Source organism: Gammaproteobacteria bacterium, from assembly GCA_014075255.1.
Taxonomy (GTDB): domain Bacteria; phylum Pseudomonadota; class Gammaproteobacteria; order UBA4575; family UBA4575; genus JABDMD01.
Genome location: CP046178.1, coordinates 176,753 through 201,232 on the forward strand (window position 1 = coordinate 176,753; position 24,480 = coordinate 201,232).

30 protein-coding genes and 1 tRNA gene are annotated in these 24,480 nt (G+C 40.7%); 19 read left to right on the plus strand and 12 right to left on the minus strand.

What is annotated here, in order from left to right:
• Positions 1–15: 15 nt before the first annotated feature.
• Positions 16–738: a DnaA regulatory inactivator Hda gene (hda, locus tag GKR92_00930; GenBank protein ID QMU60332.1), complete on the plus strand. Its 723-nt coding sequence runs from the start codon at positions 16–18 to the stop codon at positions 736–738.
• Here the strand turns inward: hda and wrbA are convergent.
• Positions 735–1,316 (minus strand): NAD(P)H:quinone oxidoreductase, encoded by a 582-nt coding sequence (gene wrbA / locus GKR92_00935; GenBank protein QMU60333.1) that lies wholly within the window; start codon positions 1,314–1,316, stop codon positions 735–737. The genes hda and wrbA overlap by 4 nt on opposite strands.
• Positions 1,316–1,669, minus strand: coding sequence for an arsenate reductase (glutaredoxin) (arsC, locus tag GKR92_00940; protein QMU60334.1), 354 nt, complete (start codon positions 1,667–1,669; stop codon positions 1,316–1,318). Before arsC ends, wrbA begins: the two co-directional genes overlap by 1 nt.
• Positions 1,670–1,828: 159 nt before the next feature.
• On the opposite strand from arsC, the gene GKR92_00945 reads away from it, so the two are divergent.
• Together GKR92_00945 and aspS are read left to right on the plus strand one after the other, a co-directional pair.
• Complete coding sequence (locus GKR92_00945) at positions 1,829–2,206, plus strand: zinc ribbon domain-containing protein (GenBank protein QMU60335.1); 378 nt, start codon at positions 1,829–1,831, stop codon at positions 2,204–2,206.
• A 137-nt stretch (positions 2,207–2,343) separates the two neighbouring features.
• Positions 2,344–4,125 (plus strand): aspartate--tRNA ligase, encoded by a 1,782-nt coding sequence (gene aspS / locus GKR92_00950; GenBank protein ID QMU60336.1) that lies wholly within the window; start codon positions 2,344–2,346, stop codon positions 4,123–4,125.
• A gap of 31 nt (positions 4,126–4,156) precedes the next feature.
• Here the strand turns inward: aspS and GKR92_00955 are convergent, their stop codons facing one another.
• Both GKR92_00955 and pilW read right to left on the minus strand, forming a co-directional pair.
• Positions 4,157–4,522, minus strand: coding sequence for a DUF2288 family protein (locus tag GKR92_00955; GenBank protein ID QMU60337.1), 366 nt, complete (start codon positions 4,520–4,522; stop codon positions 4,157–4,159).
• A 20-nt stretch (positions 4,523–4,542) separates the two neighbouring features.
• On the minus strand, positions 4,543–5,388 hold the full coding sequence (gene pilW, locus GKR92_00960) for a type IV pilus biogenesis/stability protein PilW (GenBank protein QMU60338.1): 846 nt from the start codon (positions 5,386–5,388) through the stop codon (positions 4,543–4,545).
• 51 nt (positions 5,389–5,439) lie between these two features.
• Here pilW and nudB point away from each other — a divergent pair, with 51 nt between their 5' ends.
• From nudB to GKR92_01040, 16 genes are all read left to right on the plus strand, one after another.
• On the plus strand, positions 5,440–5,865 hold the full coding sequence (nudB, locus tag GKR92_00965) for a dihydroneopterin triphosphate diphosphatase (protein ID QMU60339.1): 426 nt from the start codon (positions 5,440–5,442) through the stop codon (positions 5,863–5,865).
• Positions 5,866–5,945: 80 nt separating this feature from the next.
• Positions 5,946–6,569: an alpha/beta hydrolase gene (locus GKR92_00970; GenBank protein QMU60340.1), complete on the plus strand. Its 624-nt coding sequence runs from the start codon at positions 5,946–5,948 to the stop codon at positions 6,567–6,569.
• A gap of 163 nt (positions 6,570–6,732) precedes the next feature.
• On the plus strand, positions 6,733–7,479 hold the full coding sequence (locus GKR92_00975; protein ID QMU60341.1) for a YebC/PmpR family DNA-binding transcriptional regulator: 747 nt from the start codon (positions 6,733–6,735) through the stop codon (positions 7,477–7,479).
• A gap of 41 nt (positions 7,480–7,520) precedes the next feature.
• Positions 7,521–8,054, plus strand: coding sequence for a crossover junction endodeoxyribonuclease RuvC (gene ruvC / locus GKR92_00980; protein ID QMU62677.1), 534 nt, complete (start codon positions 7,521–7,523; stop codon positions 8,052–8,054).
• Between the two features lie 37 nt (positions 8,055–8,091).
• Complete coding sequence (gene ruvA / locus GKR92_00985) at positions 8,092–8,700, plus strand: Holliday junction branch migration protein RuvA (GenBank protein ID QMU60342.1); 609 nt, start codon at positions 8,092–8,094, stop codon at positions 8,698–8,700.
• A gap of 25 nt (positions 8,701–8,725) precedes the next feature.
• Complete coding sequence (gene ruvB, locus GKR92_00990) at positions 8,726–9,820, plus strand: Holliday junction branch migration DNA helicase RuvB (protein ID QMU60343.1); 1,095 nt, start codon at positions 8,726–8,728, stop codon at positions 9,818–9,820.
• 42 nt (positions 9,821–9,862) lie between these two features.
• A complete protein-coding gene (gene ybgC / locus GKR92_00995; protein ID QMU60344.1) occupies positions 9,863–10,279 on the plus strand; it encodes a tol-pal system-associated acyl-CoA thioesterase in 417 nt (138 codons plus the stop codon).
• 2 nt (positions 10,280–10,281) lie between these two features.
• Positions 10,282–10,980: a protein TolQ gene (tolQ, locus tag GKR92_01000; protein QMU60345.1), complete on the plus strand. Its 699-nt coding sequence runs from the start codon at positions 10,282–10,284 to the stop codon at positions 10,978–10,980.
• 26 nt (positions 10,981–11,006) lie between these two features.
• Complete coding sequence (tolR, locus tag GKR92_01005; protein QMU60346.1) at positions 11,007–11,483, plus strand: protein TolR; 477 nt, start codon at positions 11,007–11,009, stop codon at positions 11,481–11,483.
• Between the two features lie 3 nt (positions 11,484–11,486).
• Positions 11,487–12,479, plus strand: coding sequence for a cell envelope integrity protein TolA (tolA, locus tag GKR92_01010; protein QMU60347.1), 993 nt, complete (start codon positions 11,487–11,489; stop codon positions 12,477–12,479).
• Positions 12,479–13,768, plus strand: a complete 1,290-nt coding sequence (tolB, locus tag GKR92_01015; protein QMU60348.1) for a Tol-Pal system beta propeller repeat protein TolB — start codon at positions 12,479–12,481, stop codon at positions 13,766–13,768. Before tolA ends, tolB begins: the two co-directional genes overlap by 1 nt.
• A 62-nt stretch (positions 13,769–13,830) precedes the next feature.
• Positions 13,831–14,358, plus strand: coding sequence for a peptidoglycan-associated lipoprotein Pal (pal, locus tag GKR92_01020; protein QMU60349.1), 528 nt, complete (start codon positions 13,831–13,833; stop codon positions 14,356–14,358).
• A gap of 18 nt (positions 14,359–14,376) precedes the next feature.
• A complete protein-coding gene (gene ybgF, locus GKR92_01025) occupies positions 14,377–15,237 on the plus strand; it encodes a tol-pal system protein YbgF (GenBank protein ID QMU60350.1) in 861 nt (286 codons plus the stop codon).
• Positions 15,238–15,271: 34 nt separating this feature from the next.
• Positions 15,272–15,973 carry a 7-carboxy-7-deazaguanine synthase QueE gene (gene queE / locus GKR92_01030; protein ID QMU60351.1) on the plus strand — a complete coding sequence of 234 codons (702 nt, stop codon included), beginning with the start codon at positions 15,272–15,274 and terminating at the stop codon, positions 15,971–15,973.
• Positions 15,974–16,069: 96 nt separating this feature from the next.
• Positions 16,070–16,762 (plus strand): 7-cyano-7-deazaguanine synthase QueC, encoded by a 693-nt coding sequence (gene queC / locus GKR92_01035; GenBank protein QMU60352.1) that lies wholly within the window; start codon positions 16,070–16,072, stop codon positions 16,760–16,762.
• Positions 16,763–16,848: 86 nt separating this feature from the next.
• A tRNA-Lys gene (locus tag GKR92_01040) sits at positions 16,849–16,924 on the plus strand.
• A 26-nt stretch (positions 16,925–16,950) separates the two neighbouring features.
• On the opposite strand, the gene GKR92_01045 is transcribed toward GKR92_01040, so the two are convergent.
• The 8 genes from GKR92_01045 to GKR92_01080 all read right to left on the minus strand — a co-directional run bounded on the left by GKR92_01045 (position 16,951) and on the right by GKR92_01080 (position 24,480).
• Positions 16,951–17,685, minus strand: coding sequence for a hypothetical protein (locus GKR92_01045; protein QMU60353.1), 735 nt, complete (start codon positions 17,683–17,685; stop codon positions 16,951–16,953).
• Between the two features lie 393 nt (positions 17,686–18,078).
• Positions 18,079–19,386: a type III glutamate--ammonia ligase gene (gene glnT, locus GKR92_01050; GenBank protein ID QMU60354.1), complete on the minus strand. Its 1,308-nt coding sequence runs from the start codon at positions 19,384–19,386 to the stop codon at positions 18,079–18,081.
• 63 nt (positions 19,387–19,449) lie between these two features.
• The gene (locus GKR92_01055; protein ID QMU60355.1) at positions 19,450–20,763 is read right to left on the minus strand and encodes an FMN-binding glutamate synthase family protein; all 1,314 of its coding nucleotides are present in this window, start codon (positions 20,761–20,763) and stop codon (positions 19,450–19,452) included.
• 66 nt (positions 20,764–20,829) lie between these two features.
• Complete coding sequence (locus GKR92_01060; GenBank protein QMU60356.1) at positions 20,830–21,531, minus strand: protein glxC; 702 nt, start codon at positions 21,529–21,531, stop codon at positions 20,830–20,832.
• On the minus strand, positions 21,500–22,003 hold the full coding sequence (locus GKR92_01065) for a hypothetical protein (GenBank protein QMU60357.1): 504 nt from the start codon (positions 22,001–22,003) through the stop codon (positions 21,500–21,502). Before GKR92_01065 ends, GKR92_01060 begins: the two co-directional genes overlap by 32 nt.
• A 12-nt stretch (positions 22,004–22,015) precedes the next feature.
• The gene (locus GKR92_01070; protein ID QMU60358.1) at positions 22,016–22,918 is read right to left on the minus strand and encodes an amidophosphoribosyltransferase; all 903 of its coding nucleotides are present in this window, start codon (positions 22,916–22,918) and stop codon (positions 22,016–22,018) included.
• A 111-nt stretch (positions 22,919–23,029) separates the two neighbouring features.
• Positions 23,030–23,629: a helix-turn-helix domain-containing protein gene (locus GKR92_01075; protein QMU60359.1), complete on the minus strand. Its 600-nt coding sequence runs from the start codon at positions 23,627–23,629 to the stop codon at positions 23,030–23,032.
• A 149-nt stretch (positions 23,630–23,778) separates the two neighbouring features.
• Complete coding sequence (locus GKR92_01080) at positions 23,779–24,480, minus strand: sarcosine oxidase (GenBank protein QMU60360.1); 702 nt, start codon at positions 24,478–24,480, stop codon at positions 23,779–23,781.

The following is a 24,480-nucleotide window of genomic DNA, read 5'->3' on the forward strand; positions in this document are numbered from 1 at the left end:
TTTTTACAAATTTGAATGACAACTTCCTGTCTACAGATGCCAATGCAATATTCACTTGATATTGCACTGCCAAAATTTGCAACCTTTGAAACCTTTATCGACACCAGCGATAGTCAACTTCTGTCTGTTCTAAAGCAATTAGCGCAAGAATCATTATCTGAACCTCGCCAATACTTTCTGTGGGGATCGGTTGGTACGGGGAAAACACATCTACTTCAAGCAATTTGTAACCAACTTGTCAGCACTGAGCAAAATGTAATTTATTTACCCATGAAGGAGCTGGTTAATCAACAGGCAACTATCTTAAATGATATGCAGCAATTAGATGTTTTGTGTATAGATGATATAGATGCTGTATTAGGTGATAAAGAATGGGATCGACAATTATTTTTATTAATAAACGAACTGCGTACAAATAATAAAAGTACTGTGATGACTGCAGCACATAATCCGCACGAAGCTATGGTTTCATTTCCAGACTTAGCTTCAAGACTAGTGTGGGGTCCAGTGTATAAACTAGACTTACTAGAAGATGATGAGAAAAGTTGCGCGATTCAAGAACATGCAAAAGTACGTGGTTTAGAAGTATCAGATGAAGTATGTAGTTTCTTGCTTAAGCGTTTTCCACGCGACTTAAGCAAACTTATAGGATTGCTAGATAAGCTTGACGAAGCGTCTTTAATTCAGCAAAAAAAGGTTACCGTGCCTTTTGTAAAATCAGTTTTAAATATTAATTAAAGCGATAAAGTGGCGACTCGTTTGCCCAGTGCAAAACACAATTTCTTTTCTTCTTCACTAAGTTTGTTTTTACTTTCAGGCCCTGCTAAATGGCTTGCTCCATAGGGGGTGCCACCGGTATTAGTGCTGAGTAATTCACTTTCACTATAAGGAATGCCGACAATCATCATGCCATGATGTAATAAGGGCAACATCATAGAGAGCAGAGTGGTTTCTTGTCCGCCGTGTAAGCTTGAAGTAGAGGTAAACAATCCCGCAGGTTTATCAATCAGTGCACCGGATAACCATTGCGGGCTGGAGCTATCCAAAAAGTATTTAAGCGGTGCGGCCATATTTCCAAATCGAGTTGGACTCCCCATCAGTAAACCATTGCATTGCTCAAGATCAGTAGGTTCGGCATAGGGGTGTCCTTCTTCTGGAATGCTGTCATCAATAGCTTCACAGGTAGTAGAGACAGGTGCTACGGTGCGAAGTTTAGCCTCTGTACCTTCTACAGAGTTCACGCCTCTCGCAATATGCTGTGCCATATCTTTGGTGGCACCGTAGCGTGAATAATATAAGACTAAAATATTTTTCATTATAAAATATCCAGAATATTTTCAGGAGGCCTACCAATTGCAGCTTTGTCATTGTGAACCACGATAGGGCGTTCAATTAGTATTGGAAACTTCATCATGGCATTGAGGATATCCTCCTCAGAAGAGGTGTCACTTAAACCGGCTTCTTGATAAGCACCTTCGTGCTTCCTAAGTAATTGGTCAGCAGATATGCCTAGTTTAGTGAGAATCTCTGTGAGTTCTGCTTTTGAAGGGGTCGATTGTAGGTATTCGACAACTTCAGGTTCTGTCTCTTTTTCATTCAATAGCTCTAACGTCATACGACATTTCGAGCATTGAGGATTGAAATAGATAACGGTCTGATTCGTACCCATTACGGCTTTTTCTCCTGTATAAATCCGGTTATATTTAGTTGGTCTAAAATAGACTAAGATTAAATTTGATTGTATAGATCAATATAATAAAGCAATCAGGTTTCCAAGTTTTAAGCAATTGTCGAGCTATTGCCACAGATTTTTTAAAATATCCCACTTATGCCAATTTACGAATATCAATGCCAAGTATGTGAGGCTGTTCATGAGGCCCTGCAAAAGATAAGTGACCCTCTATTAAAGAAGTGTCCCGAATGCGGAAAACCAAAGCTTAAGAAATTAGTTTCTGCGCCGAGTTTCAGGTTGAGTGGCACAGGTTGGTATGAGACCGATTTCAAAACAGACAATGACAAAAAGCGCAATCTTGCCTCGGACGATTCTCAAAAGGAAAGCCAAAAAGAAAGCCAAAAGGAAGGCAAAAAGAAATCCGATGCTAGTGATAGCAAGTCAAAAGATAGTAAATCAAAAACGGATAGCAAGGCGACAGATAAAAAAGCCACAGCAGATAAGCCTAAAGCCAAATCAAAAAAGACCAAATAGCAGGCCAAATCATAGATAGGTTGCAGACTGACCATCATTAGCTATATTGCATAGGCCTTATGTTGCCCCGTATATTGCATAGAATAGTTCCAAAACGTACTATTCGCCGCTTGTAATACATATATATAAGGTAAGGAATGAGAAGTCATTATTGTGGCCAGGTCACCGAAAAACTGATCGATCAAGAAGTATCTGCTTGCGGTTGGGTAAATAAGAGACGTGATCACGGTGGGGTCATCTTTATTGACCTTCGAGATCGAGAAGGCATCTTGCAAGTCGTTTTTGATCCAGACACTCCCGAAATATTCGCGTTGGCCGAGCAAATTCGTAACGAATTTGTGTTGCATATTAAAGGCCGTGTGCGCATGCGACCTGAAGGTACAATTAATTCAGATCTGCCTACCGGGCAAATAGAAGTACTTGCAAAGTCCTTAGAAGTTTTAAATGAATCCGATACACCGCCATTCCAATTAGACGATGATGATGTGCATGAAGAAAATCGATTGAAATATCGATATGTAGATTTACGTCGGCCATTCATGCAAGAGCGTATTCGTACCAAAGCAAAAGTTGCCAGCGGTATTCGAAACTTTTTAGACGATAACGGTTTTTTAGATATTGAGACACCAATTCTTACTAAGGCCACACCAGAAGGTGCACGTGACTACTTAGTGCCAAGTCGAACGCAGCCAGGTTCATTTTTTGCGTTACCGCAGTCACCGCAGTTGTTTAAACAACTTTTAATGATGAGTGGTTTTGATCGTTACTATCAAGTAGTGCGTTGTTTCCGCGATGAAGATTTGCGTGCCGACCGTCAACCAGAATTTACTCAGTTAGATATCGAAACCTCATTCATGAGTCAAGATGAAATCATGAGCATTATGGAAACCATGATGCGTGAATCATTTAAAGAAAATTGTAATGTTGATTTTGTTAATCCATTTCCAAGGATGACTTATGCAGATGCGATGCATCGTTTTGGAAGTGATAAGCCTGACTTACGCATTCCGCTTGAGTTTATAGATATAACCAACTTAATGAAAACGGTTGAATTTAAAGTATTCAATGCACCTGCAAACGACGAAGAAAGTCGTATTGCAATGCTTAAGGTTCCAAATGGCTCAAAAATTTCACGCAAAGAAATTGACGGCTATACCGATTATGTTGGGCAATACGGTGCAAAAGGTTTGGCTTACATTAAATGCAACGATGTAAGTGATCTGAAAGAAGGCTTGCAGTCGCCAATATTAAAATTCTTACCAGAAGAAACCATTCAGCAACTAGTTGAAGTTTCAAAAGCAGAGAATGGCGATTTGTTATTCTTTGGTGCAGACAAGAAGGTTGTAGTAAATGCAGCGTTGGGTGCATTGCGTGTAAAGATTGGTCATGACTTAAATATGGTAGAAGAAGGTTGGAAACCACTATGGGTAGTCGACTTCCCGATGTTTGAATGGGATCAAGATGCAAAACGCTGGTCAGCATTACATCATCCATTTACTGCGCCAGATTTTTCAGACTCGCAAAAGCTAATCGACAATCCTGGCGAAGCCTTGTCACAAGCCTACGACATGGTATTAAACGGCACTGAAGTCGGTGGCGGTTCAGTGCGTATTCATAAACAAGATATGCAAGCTGCAGTATTTAAAGTGTTGGGTATAGAAGAACAAGAAGCGGAAGAAAAATTTGGCTTCTTACTAAAAGCGCTAAAATTCGGCGCACCACCACATGGTGGTATCGCATTCGGTTTAGATCGCTTAGTAATGTTAATGACAGGTAGCCAGTCTATTCGTGATGTGATTCCATTCCCTAAAACACAAAATGCGACTTGTATGCTCACCGATGCACCTGCAGATGTAAGTGAACGTCAATTGAAAGAACTGCATATTCGCAAGCGTGTTTCGAAATCTGAAAAGAGTTAAGCATATGTACTTCTATGTACATCAGACTCGATTAGTTTTTACTGTTTGGTTCTTGTATTAAAATCCAAGGTCTAATCACTACAGTCCACACGTCTGCATTGTCTTTTTCCCATTCAATAGCTTGTTGGTCGAAGTTTTTTGCTATCAGTCCAGTTACCATCCATTGTTTAATTTGATCTGCATCGTCTATAGAGATGGTATAGCCGACTTCAACCAAGTCTAGAGTATTGCTTACTAAGATGAGGGTGCCTTGCGCGTAAAATCTTTCCAGTTCTTTCCAGGGTGCTTTTGCGGTTTCGCTAACAATTTTGGCTTTTTCTCGTAGAATGAATTCTTCTAGTTGATCTTTTGGTTGATCTTCTTGCTGGTCTTTTGCCTGGTCATTTTCTTGATCCATTGAGAATTACCAAACAAATCTTAGTAGGCTTGTTCGTTTTCTAGTAATTCGCGTACATCGTAGGCAGCAGGTTGTTGCTGAATATCAGATGAGGAAGAGAATTGCTTGGCTTCTTTAGAGTTTGGAAATTGCTGTACTAATAAAAGTTTGTATTGGTTTGCTTGGTCTGGTTTTCCATTTGCATCATTGATTTGTGCGCCTAGCAAAAGTGTTTTAGGGGTGGGTTGAGCCACTTTTTCATATTCTTGCAATAACTTATAAGCATTGTCGTAGCTATAGTTACCATATTGGATTTTAGCAAGTTGATACCACGGTACGGGAGACTTTGGGTTGATTTTTAATGCAGCACTAAAATAGTTAGTGGCTTTCACTTTGTCTGGTATCCCTAATACACATAGTCCTGCATTAGTGAGTGCCACATCGGGTTGAGCATTATTCATATTTTTAGCTGCAGCAACATAAATTTTCTCAGCTTCTAACGGTTTGTCGTGTTTACATAGAAAGCTTGCGTAGTTGGTTTGTGCCGCAGAATGATTGGGGTCATGTGATAAAGCGCGTTTGAAATATCGTTCGGCTTGTTCAGTTTGGCCATTCTTATTATAAATCAGGCCGGCTACAGTATAAGCATCGGCAGACTTGGGGTTGAGTTCTAAAGCTTTCTTTACAGATGCCAATGCCGCGTCTAATCTGCCAGCATTCATATATTGCACGGCTTGGATAACATATCCCTCATCTTGTACTTCAGTATTTGGTGGTGTGCTTGCGCAGGATGTGAGTAAGCCAATGAGTGTGATGGCAATTAAAATACAGGGTAAACGCTTAGGAAAAATCTGTGTTTTATCTGTACACTTTAACGATGGGAACATAATAAGTTTCTTGTAAAGCCTGTTATAAAATACTAATTTATCTAGTTTTAAATGGAATATAAACGACCAGAATCTGTACTTGTCTTAGTATACACGCAAGCCAGTGAAGTCTTGATGCTGCGACGCAAATATCCTAATGACTTTTGGCAGTCGGTTACTGGAAGCCTTGAGTTGGATGAGAGTCCTCAGCAGGCTGCGCTGCGTGAATTACAAGAAGAAACGGGTATTTCTGGAAACCCGCTTCACGATTGTGAGTTTTCCCAAAATTTTGAGATTTATACTATTTGGCGTGAACGCTATGCCCCTGGAGTGACCGAAAATAAAGAACATGTGTTTGCTATAGAGCTTCCTGAAAAAATTGATATTCAGTTGGACCCTAGAGAGCACGAAGAGTTTATTTGGTTATCGAAGCAAGAGGCAGGTGATTTGGCGTTCTCACATACCAATAAAGAAGCCATTAAGCGCTGGGTTCCCTAAGCAAGGTAATAATCATGGAACGGTTCTATAATTCAGTGCCATCCAAGGTTGATTGTTAACTTAAATATTGTATTAAGATAATGCGCGAAGTTGTTGTTTGTACACATGGTATTTGGATGAATGGCTGGGTGATGAAACCTCTATCGCGTTATTTAAGTACCCATGGGCATGAGTGTGTGGAGTACTCCTATAAGAGTGTTAGACGCAGCCCTAAAGAAAATGCTCAGATGCTGGGCAAATTTGTTCAACAATTAGATGCTGATATCGTACATTTTGTGGCCCATAGCTATGGCGGACTCATTCTTCTGCATTATTTTCAAATGTTTGATGCGGCGAAGCCAGGTAGGGTCGTCATGTTAGGATCGCCGCTAACCGGTAGTGGTGTAGCAAAGCATTTATCAAAAAACAATTTGTTAAAAAATAATATCTTAGGAGCAAGTTCTAAGTCTTTACTTGGGAGCGCGCCTAATTGGAAAGGTACGCATCCTCTGGCGGTTATTGCGGGTACTAAAGGCTATGGTGTAGGTCAAATGCTAGGTGCTTCATTGGATAAGCCTAATGATGGCACAGTAGCGGTATCTGAAACCAAAGTGAGTAACTGTACCGTGCATATCCAGGTGCCCTATAGTCATACTGGTTTACTGCTATCAAAAAATGTGGCAACACTGGTAGATGAGTTTATTCGCACTGGAGATTGTCATTAACAAAATTATCCATTTTAACTTTGCTCATTTTATCTAAGCCTATCCTTTATATAAGGGTGGTCTACTAATGAGGATGAAAGTGCTAAAATACTGCCGTTGATTTGGGAGAGCTTTGCTATGCCTACTCAAGGTATATCGAAGGTAGAAAACTAGAGGAGTTTCAATGGCGGGTCATAGTAAATGGGCCAATATCCAGCATCGTAAAAAAGCGCAAGATGCTAAGCGCGGGAAGTTATTCACCCGATTTATTCGCGAGATCACAGTAGCCGCTCGTATGGGTGGCTCAGATATGGATGCTAATCCACGTCTGCGTCTTGCTGTAGACAAAGGCCTATCCGCAAACATGAACAAGGATACGGTGGAGCGTGCCATTAAGCGTGGCGCGGGTGAGCAGGATGGCGATGATTATGAGGAAATTCGTTACGAGGGTTACGGACCTGGCGGTAGCGCAATTTTAGTGGACTGTATGACAGACAACCGTAACCGGACAGTCGCAGAAGTGCGTCATGCTTTTACCAAATTTAATGGCAACATGGGCACGTCAGGTTCGGTTGCCTACATGTTTGAGAAGATGGGCGTTATACAGTTTGCACCTGGGACGGATGAAGATGCGGTAATGGAAGCGGCGTTAGATTCTGGTGCTGAAGATGTCGTCACCTCGGATGATGGCAGTATTGAAGTATTAACGTCCCCTGAAGAATTTATAAACGTTAAAGATGCTTTGGTTGCTGCAGGTCTAGAAACTGTAGAGGCTGAGCTTACAATGCGCGCAGAAAATAGAGCTTCTTTATCAGATAAGCACGGTGAAACTATGTTGAAGCTTTTGGACATGTTGGATGAGCTTGATGATGTGCAAAATGTTTTCTCTAATGCCGATATACCAGATTCAGTTTACGAGGCTGTTGCGTAGAGTATTGCATGCAATACAACGTGCCTGAAAAGAAAGACAACATGATTCGAATCTTGGGTATAGACCCTGGATTACAAATAACAGGCTTTGGAATCATTGAAAGCGATGGTAGAACGAGCCGTTATATTCATAGTGCAAACATTCGCGCTAAAAATACCAAAGAGGGTGATGTAACCATCCCGCACCGTTTAGGTATTATTTTTAGTAAATTGTCAGAAGCGATTGAACAATTTCAACCAGATGAGGTGGCGGTTGAAGAGGTGTTTATTAATAAAAATGCATCTTCTTCTTTAAAGCTGGGTCATGCACGCGGTGCTGCCATCTGTGCAGCAGTACATCAACGTGTTCCGGTGAGCGAATATAGTGCACGTTCTGTGAAACAAGCTGTAGTAGGAAATGGTGCGGCCAATAAAGATCAAATCCAGCACATGGTGCTTCGTTTGCTTGGCTTGCGTGGAGAGTTGCAAGCAGATGAGGCAGATGCATTAGCGGTAAGTTTATGCCATGCGCATACTGCTTTAATGCTTAATAGCAGACGGACTTCTAGCAAATCAATTGTTGAGAGTATTGCATGAGGTTTTTTCGTGACACTAGGTTCATAAGGCTGAGCTCATGATCGGTCGTTTGCAGGGCGAGATCATTGAAAAGCAAGCGCCGCATCTTCTATTAGAGGTTAACGGTGTAGGTTACGAATTAGAAGCACCTATGTCTACGTTTTACGAATTACCGGAGTGCGGCCAGTCGGTGATGTTGCATACTCATTTAATGATTCGTGACGATGCGCATACACTTTATGCATTTAAACAAGTGCATGATCGAAGTTTGTTTCGTAATTTATTAAAAGTGAATGGTGTGGGAGCCAAAATGGCGTTGGCTATTTTATCTGGTATGGATTCGAATGCTTTTGCGCAATGTATTCATCATGGCGATGTGGATTCACTTGTGAGAATACCGGGAGTTGGCAAAAAGACTGCGGAGCGGTTAATTTTAGATATGCGCGATCGATTAGATAAAGAAGTTACCTTACAAGTTACCAGTAATGGTAAAAATGGAAATGGCGTAAATGGGTTTGTGCAAGATCCGATTGCAGATGCGGTTTCAGCATTAGTCTCGTTGGGTTATAAGCCGAACGAAGCAAGTCGAATGGTGGGCAATGTCGATACAAAGAGTCAAAACAGTGAAGATATTATTCGTCAAGCACTTAAAACCAGCATGTCGTAAAACAGACCAAGTTAATTAAAAATTCATGGCCAATACAAATATTGAACTAGAAGAATCACGCATCGTCGACACCCATGTTGAAAAAGAAGAGGTGGTTGCAGAGAACGCAATTCGGCCCAGTCAACTTTGTGATTACATTGGCCAAGAAAAAGTTTGTGAGCAAATGGAAATATTTATTTCTGCAGCTAAACAACGCCAAGAATCTTTAGATCATGTCTTAATATTTGGGCCGCCAGGTTTAGGTAAAACAACGCTTTCACATATTGTTGCGAACGAGATGCAAGTAAATATGCGTCATACATCTGGCCCAGTGTTAGAGCGGCCAGGTGATTTGGCTGCGATCCTTACTAATTTAGAACCGCATGATGTGTTGTTTGTAGATGAAATCCATCGTTTAAGTCCAGTAGTAGAGGAAGTTTTATATCCTGCCATGGAAGATTTTCAATTGGATATTGTGATTGGAGAAGGGCCCGCAGCGCGTTCGATTAAATTAGACCTCCCTCCATTTACATTAGTGGGTGCCACAACACGTGCAGGACTGCTTACATCTCCATTACGCGATCGATTTGGAATTGTGCAACGACTTGAGTTTTACAATACAGAAGAACTAGCAACCATTGTCCGACGTTCTGCAAAAATATTAGATGTGAAACTCAATGATGATGGTGCTATACAGATCGCGAAACGCTCTAGAGGTACGCCTAGAATTGCGAATCGTTTATTACGTCGCGTGCGTGATTATGCGCAAGTTAAAGCCGATGGAGTAGTGACAAGTAAAATTGCAAATGCTGCTCTAGATATGCTGAGTGTGGATGAACACGGCTTTGATAATATGGATAGGAGGTTGTTGCTTGCGGTGATTGAAAAATTTGAAGGTGGGCCTGTAGGCGTGGATAGTTTGGCTGCAGCTATTGGCGAAGAGCGAGGCACTATTGAAGATGTCATTGAACCGTTTTTAATTCTTAAAGGTTTCATGATGCGTACACCACGTGGTCGTGTGGCAACGGGGCATGCATACCGTCATTTTGGAATTAAAATCCCGCAACATAATTTAGGTTCATCAGAAACAGATTCTAGTGAAGATCTGTTCTCATCTACATCCAGTGAAACTACCCAATAAAGTTAACCAATAAATTAATTAAGAAAAGCTCATTTACGATTAATGAAGCCCTTTTTATGGCATACACGCGTTTACTATGAAGACACCGATGCAGGTGGAGTGGTGTATTACGCAAATTATTTAAAATATATGGAGCGGGCCAGAACCGAGTGGTTGCGGGCATTGGGAGTGGAGCAAGATGTGTTGATAAAAGAACTGAACGTTTTGTTTGCGGTACGGTCAGTAACTATAGAATATAAGAAGCCTGCGAGATTTAATGATGCTTTGGCAGTGAGTGTGGAGACTCATGTGCTTAAACCGGCAAGTATTACATTCAAGCAAGACGTAAGCCAACAAGGTGATGAAACAAATTTATTTACTACAAGTGAAGTGAATGTTGTTTGTTTGAATGCAAGTGATTTTTCACCTAATCCCATTCCTAAAAATTTATATAAAGTTATTCAATCAGGGGAAGTATAACAATGACGACTGATACCAGTATTTTAGGCTTGATAATGGAAGCCAGCCTGGTGGTGCAACTGGTGATGCTGATTTTGCTTATTGCATCGGTCATTTCATGGACCATGATGGTTAGCAAGTGGAAAATTATTCGCGATGCTCGTAATAATGCAGATAAATTTGAAGATCAATTTTGGTCAGGAACGGACTTAGCCGCACTGTATGAAAAAATTAGAGTAAAAAAAGATCCTACAGGTATGGAGCATATTTTTCTTGCCGGGTTTAAAGAATATGTACGTTTGCATCGCCAGCAACGCGTTTCACCGGAAGCGATCACCGATACTGCTTTGCGATCGATGAAAGTTGCGATGGCGCGAGAAGTGGAAGCGCTGGAACACTATCTTTCATTTTTAGCTACGGTAGGTTCTACCGCTCCCTATATTGGTTTGTTTGGAACGGTATGGGGAATTATGAATTCATTCCGCGCGTTGAGTGATGTGCAACAAGCCACACTTTCAGCAGTGGCGCCTGGTATAGCAGAAGCGCTGATCGCAACTGCAATGGGATTGTTCGCGGCCATTCCTGCTGTCATTGCATATAACCGTTATTCCACTGATGTAGAACGTTTAATAATGCGCTATGACAATTTTGTTGAAGAATTTACAGCTTTATTGCAACGCCAAGCCTTAACAAAAGATATGGATATGCAGGCGCGTGGATAAACTTATGCATAAACGGGTGATTTAGCATGGCCTATGTTGGCATTAAGCGTCGCAAGCGCATGGCAGAGATCAACGTAGTTCCATACATTGATGTAACGTTGGTATTGCTGGTAATTTTTATGGTTACTGCGCCATTATTTCATCAAGGGGTTGAGGTAGATCTACCTTCTGCTCCTGCGAAACCATTGGAAAAAATCGACGAAAATCAAGAACCTCTGATAATTTCAGTGGATCGAGCAGGCAAAGTATTTGTGAATAAATCCGATACACCAAGGGAGCCCGTGGCGGATGAGTTTTTTAGAAACCAAATCGAAGAAATACTATCTAAAGAGGCAAGTCCCGTATATGTGCGGGGTGATAATGGTGTGGATTATGGTCGTGTCGTTACGGTGATGGTGATGTTGCAACAAGCAGGCGCTGAGAATGTTGGATTGATTACTGATCCCACTGTCTCTGATTCCACCATGTCTGACTTAACTGTGAAAGAACTTGATCCTTTATAGGTTATGGCTAAATTCAAGCGACATTTGCCAATGTCGGCGACAATTGCGATTGTTGTTCATGTGGCGATCATATTGCTATTGGTGGTTGGCTTTCAATTCAAGAGTGATCGAAAAGCTAATCCACTAGATAATATCAATACGATTAACGCCACGGTTATTAGTTCTGAAAAATTTGATGATAAAAAGCTATCTAAAGAGAGCGAGCAACAAAAGAAGCAGCAAGAAATTAAGCAAAAACTAGAAGAAGAAAAAAAACAACTTCAAGCTGAATTAGAGATAGAAAAGAAGAAAGCTGAGGAAATGCAAAAGGAAGCGGAAGCTGAACAGCAAAAAGTAGAAGAAATTAAAAAACAAGCTGCTGTAGAAAAGCAGCGTTTAGAAGAAGAATCTAAAAAGCAAGCTGCGGCTGAAAAAAAACGCTTAGAAGAGGAAGTAAAAGAGCAAGCTGAACTGGAGCAGAAAAAAGCTCAGGAAGCGAAAAAATTAGCGGAGCAAAAAAAGGCAGAAGAAGCTAAGAAATTAGCTGAAGAGAAAAAGCGTAAAGATGCAGAGACAAAAAAACTAGCAGCAGAAGAAAAGAAACGTAAAGAAGCTGAAAAGTTAGCCGCAGAAAAAGCAGCAGAACAAGAGCGTTTGGCAAAGATACTAGAAGCAGAAGAAGCTGAAATAAATGCCGCGGAAGCGGAAGCGCAACGTGCTGCTAAAGCGCGTGCAATGAGTAGGGATATAGCGATTTATCAGGACGCAATACGCAGTAGGATACAAAGTCGCTGGCGTAAGCCAATAAGTGAACAGCCAGAGGCTTGGTGTAAAGTTTATGTGCGTCAAGCACCTGGAGGATATGTGGAAGATGTAGTAGTAGAGCAATGTACTGGTGATGAAGCATTTCGTCGTTCAGTTGAGGAGGCGGTTTGGAAATCTGATCCATTACCAGAACCACCAACACCTGATCTGTTTGATCGAGATTTACGTTTTAAATTTATACCGGAGATTTAATGAAAACTTTTGTTAGAGTAATGGCCTTGGGTATGTTTCTTTTTATGGGGCAAAGTGCATATGCAGTTTTAGAAATTGAAATTACTCAAGGTGTTGAAGGCGCGTTGCCGATAGCGATTACTGTTTTTGCTGGCGATACTTATTCCGCACCAGAAGCAATCGAAACTATTGTTCGAAATGATTTAGCAAGAAGTGGGTTTTTTGATGTGCTCGACAAACAGCGTTTTCCTCAAGTGGCAGTTAACTCATCACAGTTAAATTTTAAGGCTTGGCGTGATACTGGAGTAGAGAGTTTATTGCTTGGAAAAATTATTCAGGCAGGTGAGGGTCAATATCGCATTGAATTTCAGTTAATCGATTTAATCAGAAAGAAAAGATTATTAGGTAATGTGATTCCGGCTGGCACTAAAGACGTACGCAAAGTTGGGCATAAAATTAGCGATTTGGTTTTTGAAACTTTAACGGGTATACGAGGTGCATTCAGTACTCGTGTAGCGTATGTAAGTACGATAAGCCAAGGCGATTCAAAAAAATATGTATTACAAATTGCGGATGCGGATGGTTATAACGCTCGAACTATTTTTTCTTCCAGCAAACAAATTTTGTCTCCAGCCTGGTCTCCAGATGGTTCGCGCCTAGCCTATGTTTCATTTGAAAGTGGCAACTCAGCGATATATATACAAGATATAATTCAAGGTACGCGTGCAAAAGTATCTGCAAAAAAAGGCATCAATAGTGCGCCCTCCTGGTCTCCAAATGGAAGGCAATTAGCGCTAACCTTATCAGCTGCTGGCAGTCCTGATATCTATATATTGGATATAGCGGCAAAGAATTTAAAGCGACTCACAAGTGGCCCTGCGATCGATACCGAACCGAGTTGGATGCCAGACGGAAAAACTTTATTATTCACTTCTGATCGAAGTGGAGGTCCACAGATATATCAGGTATCAGCCAATGGAGGAAAAGCTCAACGGCTGACGTTTGATGGCAAGTATAATGCTGCCGCAGATGTCTCACCAGATGGTCGTTATCTTGCCTTGGTGAACAATAGTGGTAATGGGTTTCGCGTAGCGGTTATGGATATGCAATCAAAGGCTATGCGAGTCATTAGTAATGGTAATTTAGATGAAGGGCCTAGTTTTGCACCTAATGGAAGTATGATTATGTTTGCAACTTCTGATCAGGGTCGTGGAGTTTTAGCTGCCGTAAGTGCAGATGGGAGAGTTAAACAGAAACTACGTTTAACCGAAGGCGATGTGCGTGAACCGTCATGGTCACCATTTCGTTAATTATGTTTCGAAATTTAATCCGTTTCGAATTTTATTTTAGTAACCACAATGAGGAGTGAGTTATGACTAAGCAACTACTTATAGTATTTTTTATAAGTTTATTTTTAACATTGGGTGCATGTAGTTCCAGTACCAAGCAAATGCCTGGCGATGTAATCAGTGATGATTACGAAGGTGGTGATCCTTCTTTAGACGATGCGTCAACAGCAGGTCTTGATGGTGAAGGTGGCTTGACTATGGGTAGCCTTGACGATGTGATTTCCCAATCCGGTAATGTTGTGTATTTTGATTACAACAGTGCTGAAATTCGTGATGAGTCGTTACCATTAATAATGGCGGCTGCAGAGTCACTAAGCACTAATCCGGCATCACAACTTCGTTTAGAAGGTCATGCGGATGAGCGTGGCACACGTGAGTTTAATCTTGCCTTGGGCGAGCAACGTGCACAAACTGTACGTGATTTAATTATGCTGCAAGGTGTAAGTGGTAATCAGCTCGACATTGTGAGCTATGGTGAAGAAAAACCTGCGGTGATAGGTTCGGGCGAACAGTCATGGCAGCAAAACAGAAGAGTTGAAATCATTCAGTAAGAACCGCTGGCTAAAATTATGGAAAGAAAGTTAAGGATGAAGTGTAAATTATTTGGGTCAAGGCTATTGGTGACACTTGTTTTAATGCAAGTGTCAACCATGGCAGCTGCCCACAAGGCTAATAACGAGCGACTCGATACGATGGATGCAAGAATGCAACGTGTCGAGCGAGTTGCGAATAGTGAAGCTTTGGTTAATTTGTCACAGCGTATAAACGTGTTACAGCGCGAAATACAGCAATTACGAGGTGAGAATGAGCAGCTTACACATGAGTTAAATACTCTGAAATCGCGCCAACGCGAGCAGTATTTGGATATTGATCGACGTTTGCAGGCATCTGGACCAGTGTCTATGTCTGATAGCCGTAGTGCTAGTGAAGGTGTGTTGCTTGACAATAATGCCGCAAATCAAGTTCAAACCTCTGGCGATATTAATAATTCAAATCATCAAGTAGCTACAACAAGTGGCACTATTGTTTCTAATAGCGCTTCAAATGATGCAGCACAAGATTATAAGACTGCATTTACTTTGCTTAAACAAGGTAAGTATGACGATTCCATTGTGGCGTTTAATGGTTTTCTGCAAACCCATTCGCAAAGTAAATATGCATCCAATGCGCAGTATTGGTTGGCTGAAGCAAACTATGTATCTAAACGCTATCCGCAAGCCTTATCTGAATTTACTAAAGTTATTGAGCAATATCCTGCGAGTTCTAAAGTGGCAGATGCTAAATTGAAGTTGGGTTTTACTCATTATGAGCTGGGTCAATATGAAGAATCTCGAATTGAGCTAACTCGCTTACGTGCACAGTTTCCGAATTCAAGTGTTGCGAGCTTAGCTCAGCAGCGATTAGATAGGATGGCCAGAGAGGGCCATTAAAGCTAAGGTCATTAAGACTTAATTTTTAAATTTTATGACTGCTACTATTGCTACCTTGGGCACACAACCGCAAGCAGATAAGCTTCGTATTACTGAAATATTCGCGTCAATTCAAGGTGAATCAACCAGTGTTGGTATGCCTACTGTTTTTGTGCGTTTAACGGGTTGCCCCTTGCGTTGCCAATATTGTGATACTGCCTATGCGTTTAGTGGTGGTAATTGGATGCAGTTTGATGAAATTACTTCAAAAGTTGCAGCCTTTAATCTAAAACATGTAACGGTAACCGGTGGAGAGCCACTGGCACAAAAATCTTGTTTAAGTTTGCTTAGTACTCTGTGCGATCAAGATTACAAGGTTTCTCTTGAAACCAGTGGCGCATTAGACATCAGTGAAGTGGATCCTCGTGTAATTAAAGTGATGGATATAAAAACGCCAGCGTCACAAGAGGCGAGTAAAAATCGTTGGGAAAATATCAGTTATCTACGTGAACAAGATCAAGTCAAGTTTGTAATCTGTAATCAATCTGATTACGTTTGGGCAAAAAATATAGTTGTGGAACATCAGATAAGAGATCGTTGCGAGGTTCTGTTTTCACCTATGATGGAAGTGGAAGAAAGCAATGTTGATCCATTAGAGGCTAAACAATTAGCAGAATGGATTGTGCAAGATCAACTTGATGTACGCTTTCAAATGCAACTGCATAAAATACTTTGGGGAAACGTTCCTGGTAAATAATAATACCATGCATAATTTAGGTCTTAATCCTAACATTGTTGCAGGGAAATAAAATACAGATATACATCATATTTCACACCTAAAAAGTTCAAAATTTTGTCGCAGAAAACAAACGCCATTATCCTGCTCTCTGGAGGTCTAGATTCCGCCACTGCACTAGCTATTGCTCAATCGAAAGGTTTTGATTGCTATGCGTTAAGTTTTTCTTATGGTCAACGTCATGGTGCCGAACTTGCTGCCGCCACAAAAATAGCTAATTTAGCAAAAGTTGTTGAACATAAAATTTTTCATATCGATCTTGCTACTTTTAAAGGTTCGGCTTTAACGGATGATGAAATTAGTGTTCCGCAAGCTGAAGTAGCGACTGCATCAGAGGGTATTCCAGTAACCTATGTTCCAGCTCGAAATACTGTATTTCTATCTATCGCATTAGCTTGGGCAGAAGTGCTGAAGAGCGAAGATATATTTATTGGTGTGAACGCAGTTGATTATTCTGGTTATCCTGATTGTAGGCCAGAATTTATACAGGCCTATGAACGCATGGCGAATTTAGCGACCAAGGCTGGAGTTGAAGGCAATACGCTTAAAATTCATACACCTTTGATCTCCTTAAGCAAATCCGAGATCATTACCTTAGGTAGTGAACATGACGTGGATTATGCTAATACTGTTTCTTGTTACTTGGCAGATGAGCAGGGTAAAGCTTGTGGAAGTTGTGATTCTTGTCATTTTCGCAAGCAAGGATTTGAAGAGGCTGGAATTGTTGATCCAACTAGATATACCAACTAAATATACTAGTTACAAACTAGCCAGAAGTGGATAGGTAAATGCATGGAGCTTTATTAAGAATTACGGTAGGATAGCGCGCTTCGCGTGGGCCGTTAGCTCAGCTGGTAGAGCACTCGGCTTTTAACCGAATGGTCGACAGTTCGAATCTGTCACGGCCCACCATTTTTCTGATTTAAAAATTATAAATATTATCTAGCGGTAGTCGCTTCTGCATCTAATATGACGAAGTCTACATTGACTGGCGTAGGAATTTCCTCACTTAAGTTACTTTCTTCAGAAACTTCTTTTCCAGCAATATCTATGGGGTTCGTTAAAGACATTGCGTGAAATAATGTCTCTACTTGTCGAGATGAAATTTCTATAGCAAAGTTTTGTTTGTAGTCTATCGAAAACTGTTTAAGTGATTTTCTGGTTTTCACACCATAAACGCCATCTATATTGCCTGCAATATATCCAAGCCTATTTAAATAGAATTGAATAGTTGTAATCAGTTGTCTTTCAGATGATGTTTCTTCAGGGGTATGGTTCGCCTGTAAGATGGTTATTATTTTTCTATCGTTCGCCTTATGAGCAAAGTCTATTGCTTTCATGCCTTCTTTAGATGTTAGGTCTGTGTCAGCGCCTAATTTTAAAAGCATGCCAACCGTATTAATGCTACCCATGCTTGATGCGAGCATGAGTGGTGTGATGCCGGCCTTATTTCGATGATCAATGTTTGCTCCAAAAGCAATGAGTTGCTCTACTTCACTGGCACTGTCCATTTCAATAGCATTATATAAAGATTCGTACATGCCAATGATAAGTCCTTGTTTATTATCTTTGGCAGAGTCTTTTATAAAATCATTCGTTTCTGTTGATAGCGCTATGTTTAAACTCGCAGAAATAATCAGTAGAAGTGTGAGTAGTTTTTTGTTGGGGAACATCCTGTTCACTTAAATTATGAAATTAGTATATTGATCTTAGTGGGTTACCTTTAGCGCATCCATTCAAATGCATTGAAAATGAGATACAGTTCATACTCTGTGATCTTTTTTTACATTTATTTAGAAATAAACCTTTGAATGGCTAATGTAATTCGTACATTACAAGCCTTGAAAAGTAAGGCATTTATTCAACAGTAATAGTTTTGCTTAAATGATGTCTGATCTCACCAAAGAGAACATGATCAGCGTGACAAAGTACCAATACTTATCTAGCACTTATAGCATTACAATGCAGTATTACCTACGCACCTGCGAAGATAATACAAATCAATAATGATGTAGAACCAGATATAGAACGCACTGCATCTGTGGAATGCTATAAGAGGATAGTGACTAGCAATCCAATACGTTATTACGTTCCCACTCACTAAGATGCGATGTGAATTGATCCCATTCTTGCATTTTTAGTTTTACAAATGATTCAACAAGCTCTTCGCCTAAGCCTTGTTGAATAACTTTGTTTTTTTCTAATAAGCGTAGTGCATCAAGCAGATTCGTAGGCAATAATTTAGCATTTTTTACTTTATGACCTTCTTCATACATATCAATATGCAAAGGTTCGCCTGGATCACGTTTGTTTTCGATTCCTTCTAATCCTGCTGCGATGATGCCTGCTTGTAGTAGATAGGGATTAACGGCACCATCCATTAAACGTAACTCAAATCTACCATCATCTGGAACACGAATCATATGGGTACGATTATTACCAGAATAAGTAATCGAGCTTGGCGACCAGGTGGCACCAGAGGTGGTGCGTGGTGCACTAATGCGTTTGTAACTGTTTACAGTAGGATTAAATACTGCGCAAAGTGATTGTGCATGTTGCATGATGCCGCCTAAAAATTGATAGGCGAGTTTAGATAAACCTAAGTCATCATTTTTGCTTAAAAATAAATTCTTTTTGCCTGTTTTGTCCCAAATGGAAACGTGTGCATGACAACCGTTACCTGTTAAGTTGAGAAATGGTTTGGGTGCAAAAGTAGCGCGTAGCCCGTGTTGTTCGGCGAGCGCTTTAGTCATGTATTTAAAAAATACATGACGATCTGCGGTTTTTAAGGCGTCGTCGTAATCCCAGTTCATTTCAAACTGACCATTCGCATCTTCATGATCATTTTGGTAGGGGTTCCAATCGAGCTTAATCATACAATCACAAATTTCGCTAATGAGTGGATATTGGCGCATTACCGCTTGCTGGTCATAGCAAGGCTTGGATTGTGTGTCGGCAGAGTCGGCTAAAGCTGTTCCTTCTTGATTAATTAAAAAGAATTCACACTCCACGCCGGTTTTTACGCGATAACCTTTTTTAGTAGCGCGTGCGAGTTGTCTTTTTAATGCAACGCGTGGTGAGGCTTCAACTTCTTTTCCATCCATCCATAAATCACAGGCGACCCATGCGACTTCGGGATTCCACGGTAATTGAATTAGGCTGCTGGGATCTGGGATACCAAATAAATCAGGGTGGGCTGGGGTCATATCTAGCCAGGCCGCAAATCCGGCAAATCCAGCGCCATTTTTTTGCATATCTTTAATGGCACGTGCGGGCGCTAGCTTTGCACGTAGATTACCAAATAAATCTACAAAGCTAACCAGAAAATATTTAATGCCTTTTTCTTTTGCTACTTTTTCTAAATCGATAGCCATGACATTTCCTCCAGGGGATTTTATTTTTATTTATTTTATTATATTAATTAAATTTTTAACAACTTAATATTGGCCTGGAATCCAATCGGTTCCAGCTAATGGGACTTTAGCCATTGCAGCTGCCTCAACGGTTAGCGCAACCAAATCCTCAGGTTCTAAATTATGCAAATGAGATTTACCGCAAGCACGTGCCAAAGTTTGTGCTTCTAGCACCATGGTCTGCAATAAATTTTTAATGCGTCGACCACCTAGCTCTGGATCTAAATTTTTGGATAATTCAGGGTCCTGAGTGGTTATACCAGCGGGGTCACGACCTTCATGATAGGCATCGTAAAATCCAGGTGCAGTGTCCATTTTTTTATATTCATCAGCATACTTAGGGCTATTACATCCCAGGGCAAATAGTGCAGCCATTCCTATGGAAACGGCATCTGCGCCTAATGCCATACATTTTGCAACATCGGCACCATTTCGTATGCCACCTGAAACAATAAGTTGTACCTTACGATGCATGCCCATTTCTTGTAAAGCCTCTACTGCAATTCGTACCGCAGGTAGAGTGGGGATACCAACATGTTCTATAAATACATCTTGAGTTGCCGCCGTGCCACCTTGCATGCCATCTACAACGATTACATCAGCACCCGCTTTTACGGCTAACTGCACATCATATTTAGTGCGAGTTGCGCCGACTTTTATATAAATTGGTTTTTCATGATTGGTTATTTCGCGTAGTTCCTGAATTTTAATTTCTAAATCATCTGGTCCGTTCCAATCTGGATGTCGACAAGCACTGCGCTGATCTACACCTTTAGGCAATGTACGCATTTGCGCAACACGATCACTTATTTTTTGTCCTAATAACATTCCACCACCACCCGGTTTTGCACCTTGGCCACAGACGATTTCAATTGCATCGGCTTTGCGCAAATCATCTGGATTCATACCGTAACGAGAAGGTAGTAATTGGTAAACGAGAGTCTTAGAAGATTTTCTTTCCTCTGGGGTCATGCCGCCGTCACCGGTTGTGGCGCTAGTGCCCATCATGGCAGCACCTTTACCTAATGAATCTTTAGCTTCAGCAGACAATGCGCCAAAACTCATGCCAGCAATGGTGATAGGGATGTCTAAATGTAGTGGCTTTGTAGCAAAGCGTGAGCCGAGAACAACATCGGTGTCACAGCGTTCACGATAACCCTCAAGTGGATAGCGTGACATGCTAGCTCCCAGAAATAACAAATCATCAAAGTGAGGAAGTCTACGCTTTGCTCCTCCACCCCGAATACTGTAGATGCCTTGTGTAGCAGCTCTTTGTATTTCTTGGATAGTACTTTTGTCCCAGATATATGATTCTTTCATTTCTTTTTCAGTATTCATTGGTGAATCAGCATTGTGTTTCTATTTAAGAGTTACGATTTTATATATTTGATATTCAATAAAGATTTAAGATAAAGAAGCGTTATCGATATTAAAGTTATAAAGATTTCTTGCCGATCCGTAACGTTTAAATTTTGTAACATCTGCATCAATATTGGCTTTTTGTAAAAGTCCACCAAGCTTCTCAATGTGATCGGTTGTCATTTCTTTTTCAATGCAGTCTGTGCCTAAGCTTTTTACTCTTCCTTGTACAAAAATTTGCACTTCATATACTGAATCTCCCAAAGCATCACCTGCATCACCACAGATAACCAGGCTGCCTGCTTGGCCCAAAAAGGCACCCATGTGACCAATCGATCCACCTACAACAATATCAATTCCTTTCATTGATATGCCGCAACGAGCAGCAGCATTTCCTTCAATAACCAATAAACCTCCGTGACCACTTGCACCGGCATATTGCGAAGCATTGCCTTTAACCGTTACCTTTCCTGACATCATATTCTCTGCAACCCCTGAGCCAGCATTGCCGGATATCGTGATGTTGGCGAATTTATTCATACCTGCACAGTAGTATCCGACGTGACCATCAATATTCACATTAGCAATTGAATCAATGCCTGCAGCAATAGCATGTTTACCACGCGGGTTATTAACTAAGTATTCAAGTTGGTCTTGAGTGCCGTTGTTTTGCTGTAATTGCTGGTTCAGTAAACGAACATCAGCAGATTCAAGATCAAAGGTGTTCTTCACGATTACGTCTCTTATTAAATTCAGTGTGTTTTAAGTTGTCTACCGCCCATATTGCGGCTTCCAAACGCGAATGTTTTTTTAACTTATGCAAGATATTTTTTACGTGTACTTTAACGGTTGAATGGCAAATATTTAGTTCACGCCCTATTAATTTATTGCTCAATCCGACCGTTAAAAGTTCTAAAACTTGCATTTCTCTAGAAGTTAAGTTGGCAATGTCTATTTTAGGTGAGCCACTAAGTTGATGTAAGCTATCCTCTAGTTTTGTTAATTGTTTAGTATTATTTAGTGCTCTAGAAAGTCTGTGATTTATATTTCCTTTTAAATTAGGTTGAATGTCGGAGGATGCGGATACGACTAGTAAAACTTCAGATTCTGATAGCGCATCTAATGTTGCTTTACCGTTTTCAGAGTGTGGATTGATATTAAGCGCAATAACGCCATCAAGTTTGTCTACTAAGTCTTTTACAAAATTTAAATCATCCATCATTAATATCCTTCATTTAGCCCGTGCCCAACTGTAAATTTTTTCTGGTTCAGGCTCCCAAATATTTGCGTTTTCAACACCTGGTAGGCTGGCAATTGCGCGAAACTCAGACGCCATGGCAGCCCAATCATCTGTCTCTGCCATGATGGCAGGTTTGCATCCAATGGGATCTTTAAGAACAGCAAATCCATCGCGCGTGCCTACAGCAAATGTATAAAACCCATCTAAATCTTCAATTGCATTCTCAAGCGCTTCATTAAGAGTGTCGCCTTCACGAATACGCCACATTAAATATCCAGCAGCTACTTCGCTATCATTATCCGTTTTAAATTCAACGCCTTCTCTTTGTAACTTTCTGCGTAAACGATTGTGGTTAGATAAAGAACCGTTATGGACTAAACATAAATCCAATCCGGTAGAAAATGGATGAGAATGCTCTGTGGTGACTGCGCTTTCTGTTGCCATGCGTGTATGTCCCAGTGCATGCGTACCTTGTAGTGCAGTTAGATCAAAGCGATCAATAACGTCACTGGGAATGCCTTTGTCTTTGTAGATCTCGATAGTTGTACCAGAGCTGGTTACATACAGCTGCGGGAATTTTTCAGATAACCAAGTTAAAACAGTATTCGAATCACTAGGAGTAATCACTACAGCATGAGTAAATCGAATTTCAATTGAAGTGCTGTTGCCAAATTTTTCTTTTAGCTGTGTAGATATATTTTCCCAGCTTAAAGTTGAATCTTGATTGAGAAGCGTTACTTTTGAACTACCTGTCGCTACCGTATTTCTATAAAACGCAACACCCGCGCTGTCTGGTCCGCGCTCGGTCATCTCGACCAGCATGGGCGCGAGTAGAGATCCTAGCTGTGATTCTAAAGCTGGATTTTTTATGAAAAGCCCTACGATTCCACACATGATAGCTGCGCCTTAATGCAATATTTCGTTTAAAGCTCATAGTAAAACAAATTCTCATTGGGTCAACTCATATGAATAATGTTTTCCTGTGAGGAAATATACGTATGGTATTTAGGCGCTTTGGTTGGGGGTAATAATCATAGACAACATTCTGATCGGCAAATCTACGAGCTTTTCTGGCCCATGAGGCGCATCTGCATCAAAGAAAAGAGAGTCCCCTGGGTTGAGCATATGTGTTTGATTTGCATGACGGTAAAGCACTTTGCCTTCTAGTACATAGAGAAATTCGACACCAGGATGTTGGAATATAGGAAAAACCTCTGATTCCTCTGTAAGCGTGATAAGAAACGGTTCCACGGTGACCTGTTTATTAATGGTGTGGCCCAATAACTGGTAATTGTGGCCTGCACGGGTACCTTGGCGATTGATCATAAGACCTTCGCCAGAGCGAACATAGGTGCAGTCTCGTTCTTCTTCAAATTTGCGGAATAGCGATGTGACGGGCACATTAAGGGCAATTGAGAGAGATTTCAGAGTGGATAAAGAGGGGGATGTAAGCCCATTTTCAATTTTTGAAAGCATTCCTGGCGATAAATCAGCTTGTTTAGCCACCTCGGTTACCGTCATTTTGAGTTGCTTGCGAAACTCTTTAATTTGATGACCAATCGCGAGCTCTAAAGAAGGTGAATTTGCAGAAATTTGTTTGTCCATTTGACAGCGCAATATACTTATTTCAATAAAATCAATAGATTATATAATCCGAATATCTATTTTATTATAAGGAAATAATATTTACTATGATTAATATCATATAATATTGAGGCGAGCCAAGAGAGTTGGTTGTGGTTTAGAGATAGGAGCTACAGTTTAGATAGCGCACTGTCGCCAACCGGAGCGCCATTAAATTCTACAAATGCATCTTTTAAACATGACCACATATAGCCCGTGGATGCACTGTCAAATAGTAAGTAAAAAGCTGGGGTCTGATTTATATCGTTACGAATAATAATTCCATTAATACGTGCAATAGAAGTTTGTGCAATGGAATGGTTGGAAAATTTATTTAGACGTAAATCTATTCCACAAATTTTTGCGAACATTTCGCTAGCATGCTCTCCAGTAATCATAAACCATGCAGAAGAGTCATTGCGCGGAACGGTATAACATTTAGCAGGGTGGATATTGTCGTACTCTTCTTCGAACGGAGTGCATTGATTTCTACCGCTGTTAATATTATTTAAAATAAGTACTTCAGTATCTGCAAGTCGTGCAACTAATGCACCATTCTCTTGCAAGTAAGCTTGATTATTTGTTTCACCAATATTCAAGCCTTGAGTTTTCGCCCATTGAATGGCTTGTTTGCCTTTAAATCCTGATCTGGCAAATGAAGTTAAATCAACTATGCCCAAACGTTTCGCTTGGATAGCTTCTTCTTCAGCACTGTTTCCATAATCATCGACCAATACAACATCACGATGCTCGATAAAATTTGCGCCTTCCGCTAACAGCGTTCTGTAATGAGGGCTGCGGATAAGGAAATGGTTTGGGTGTGTTTCTGACAT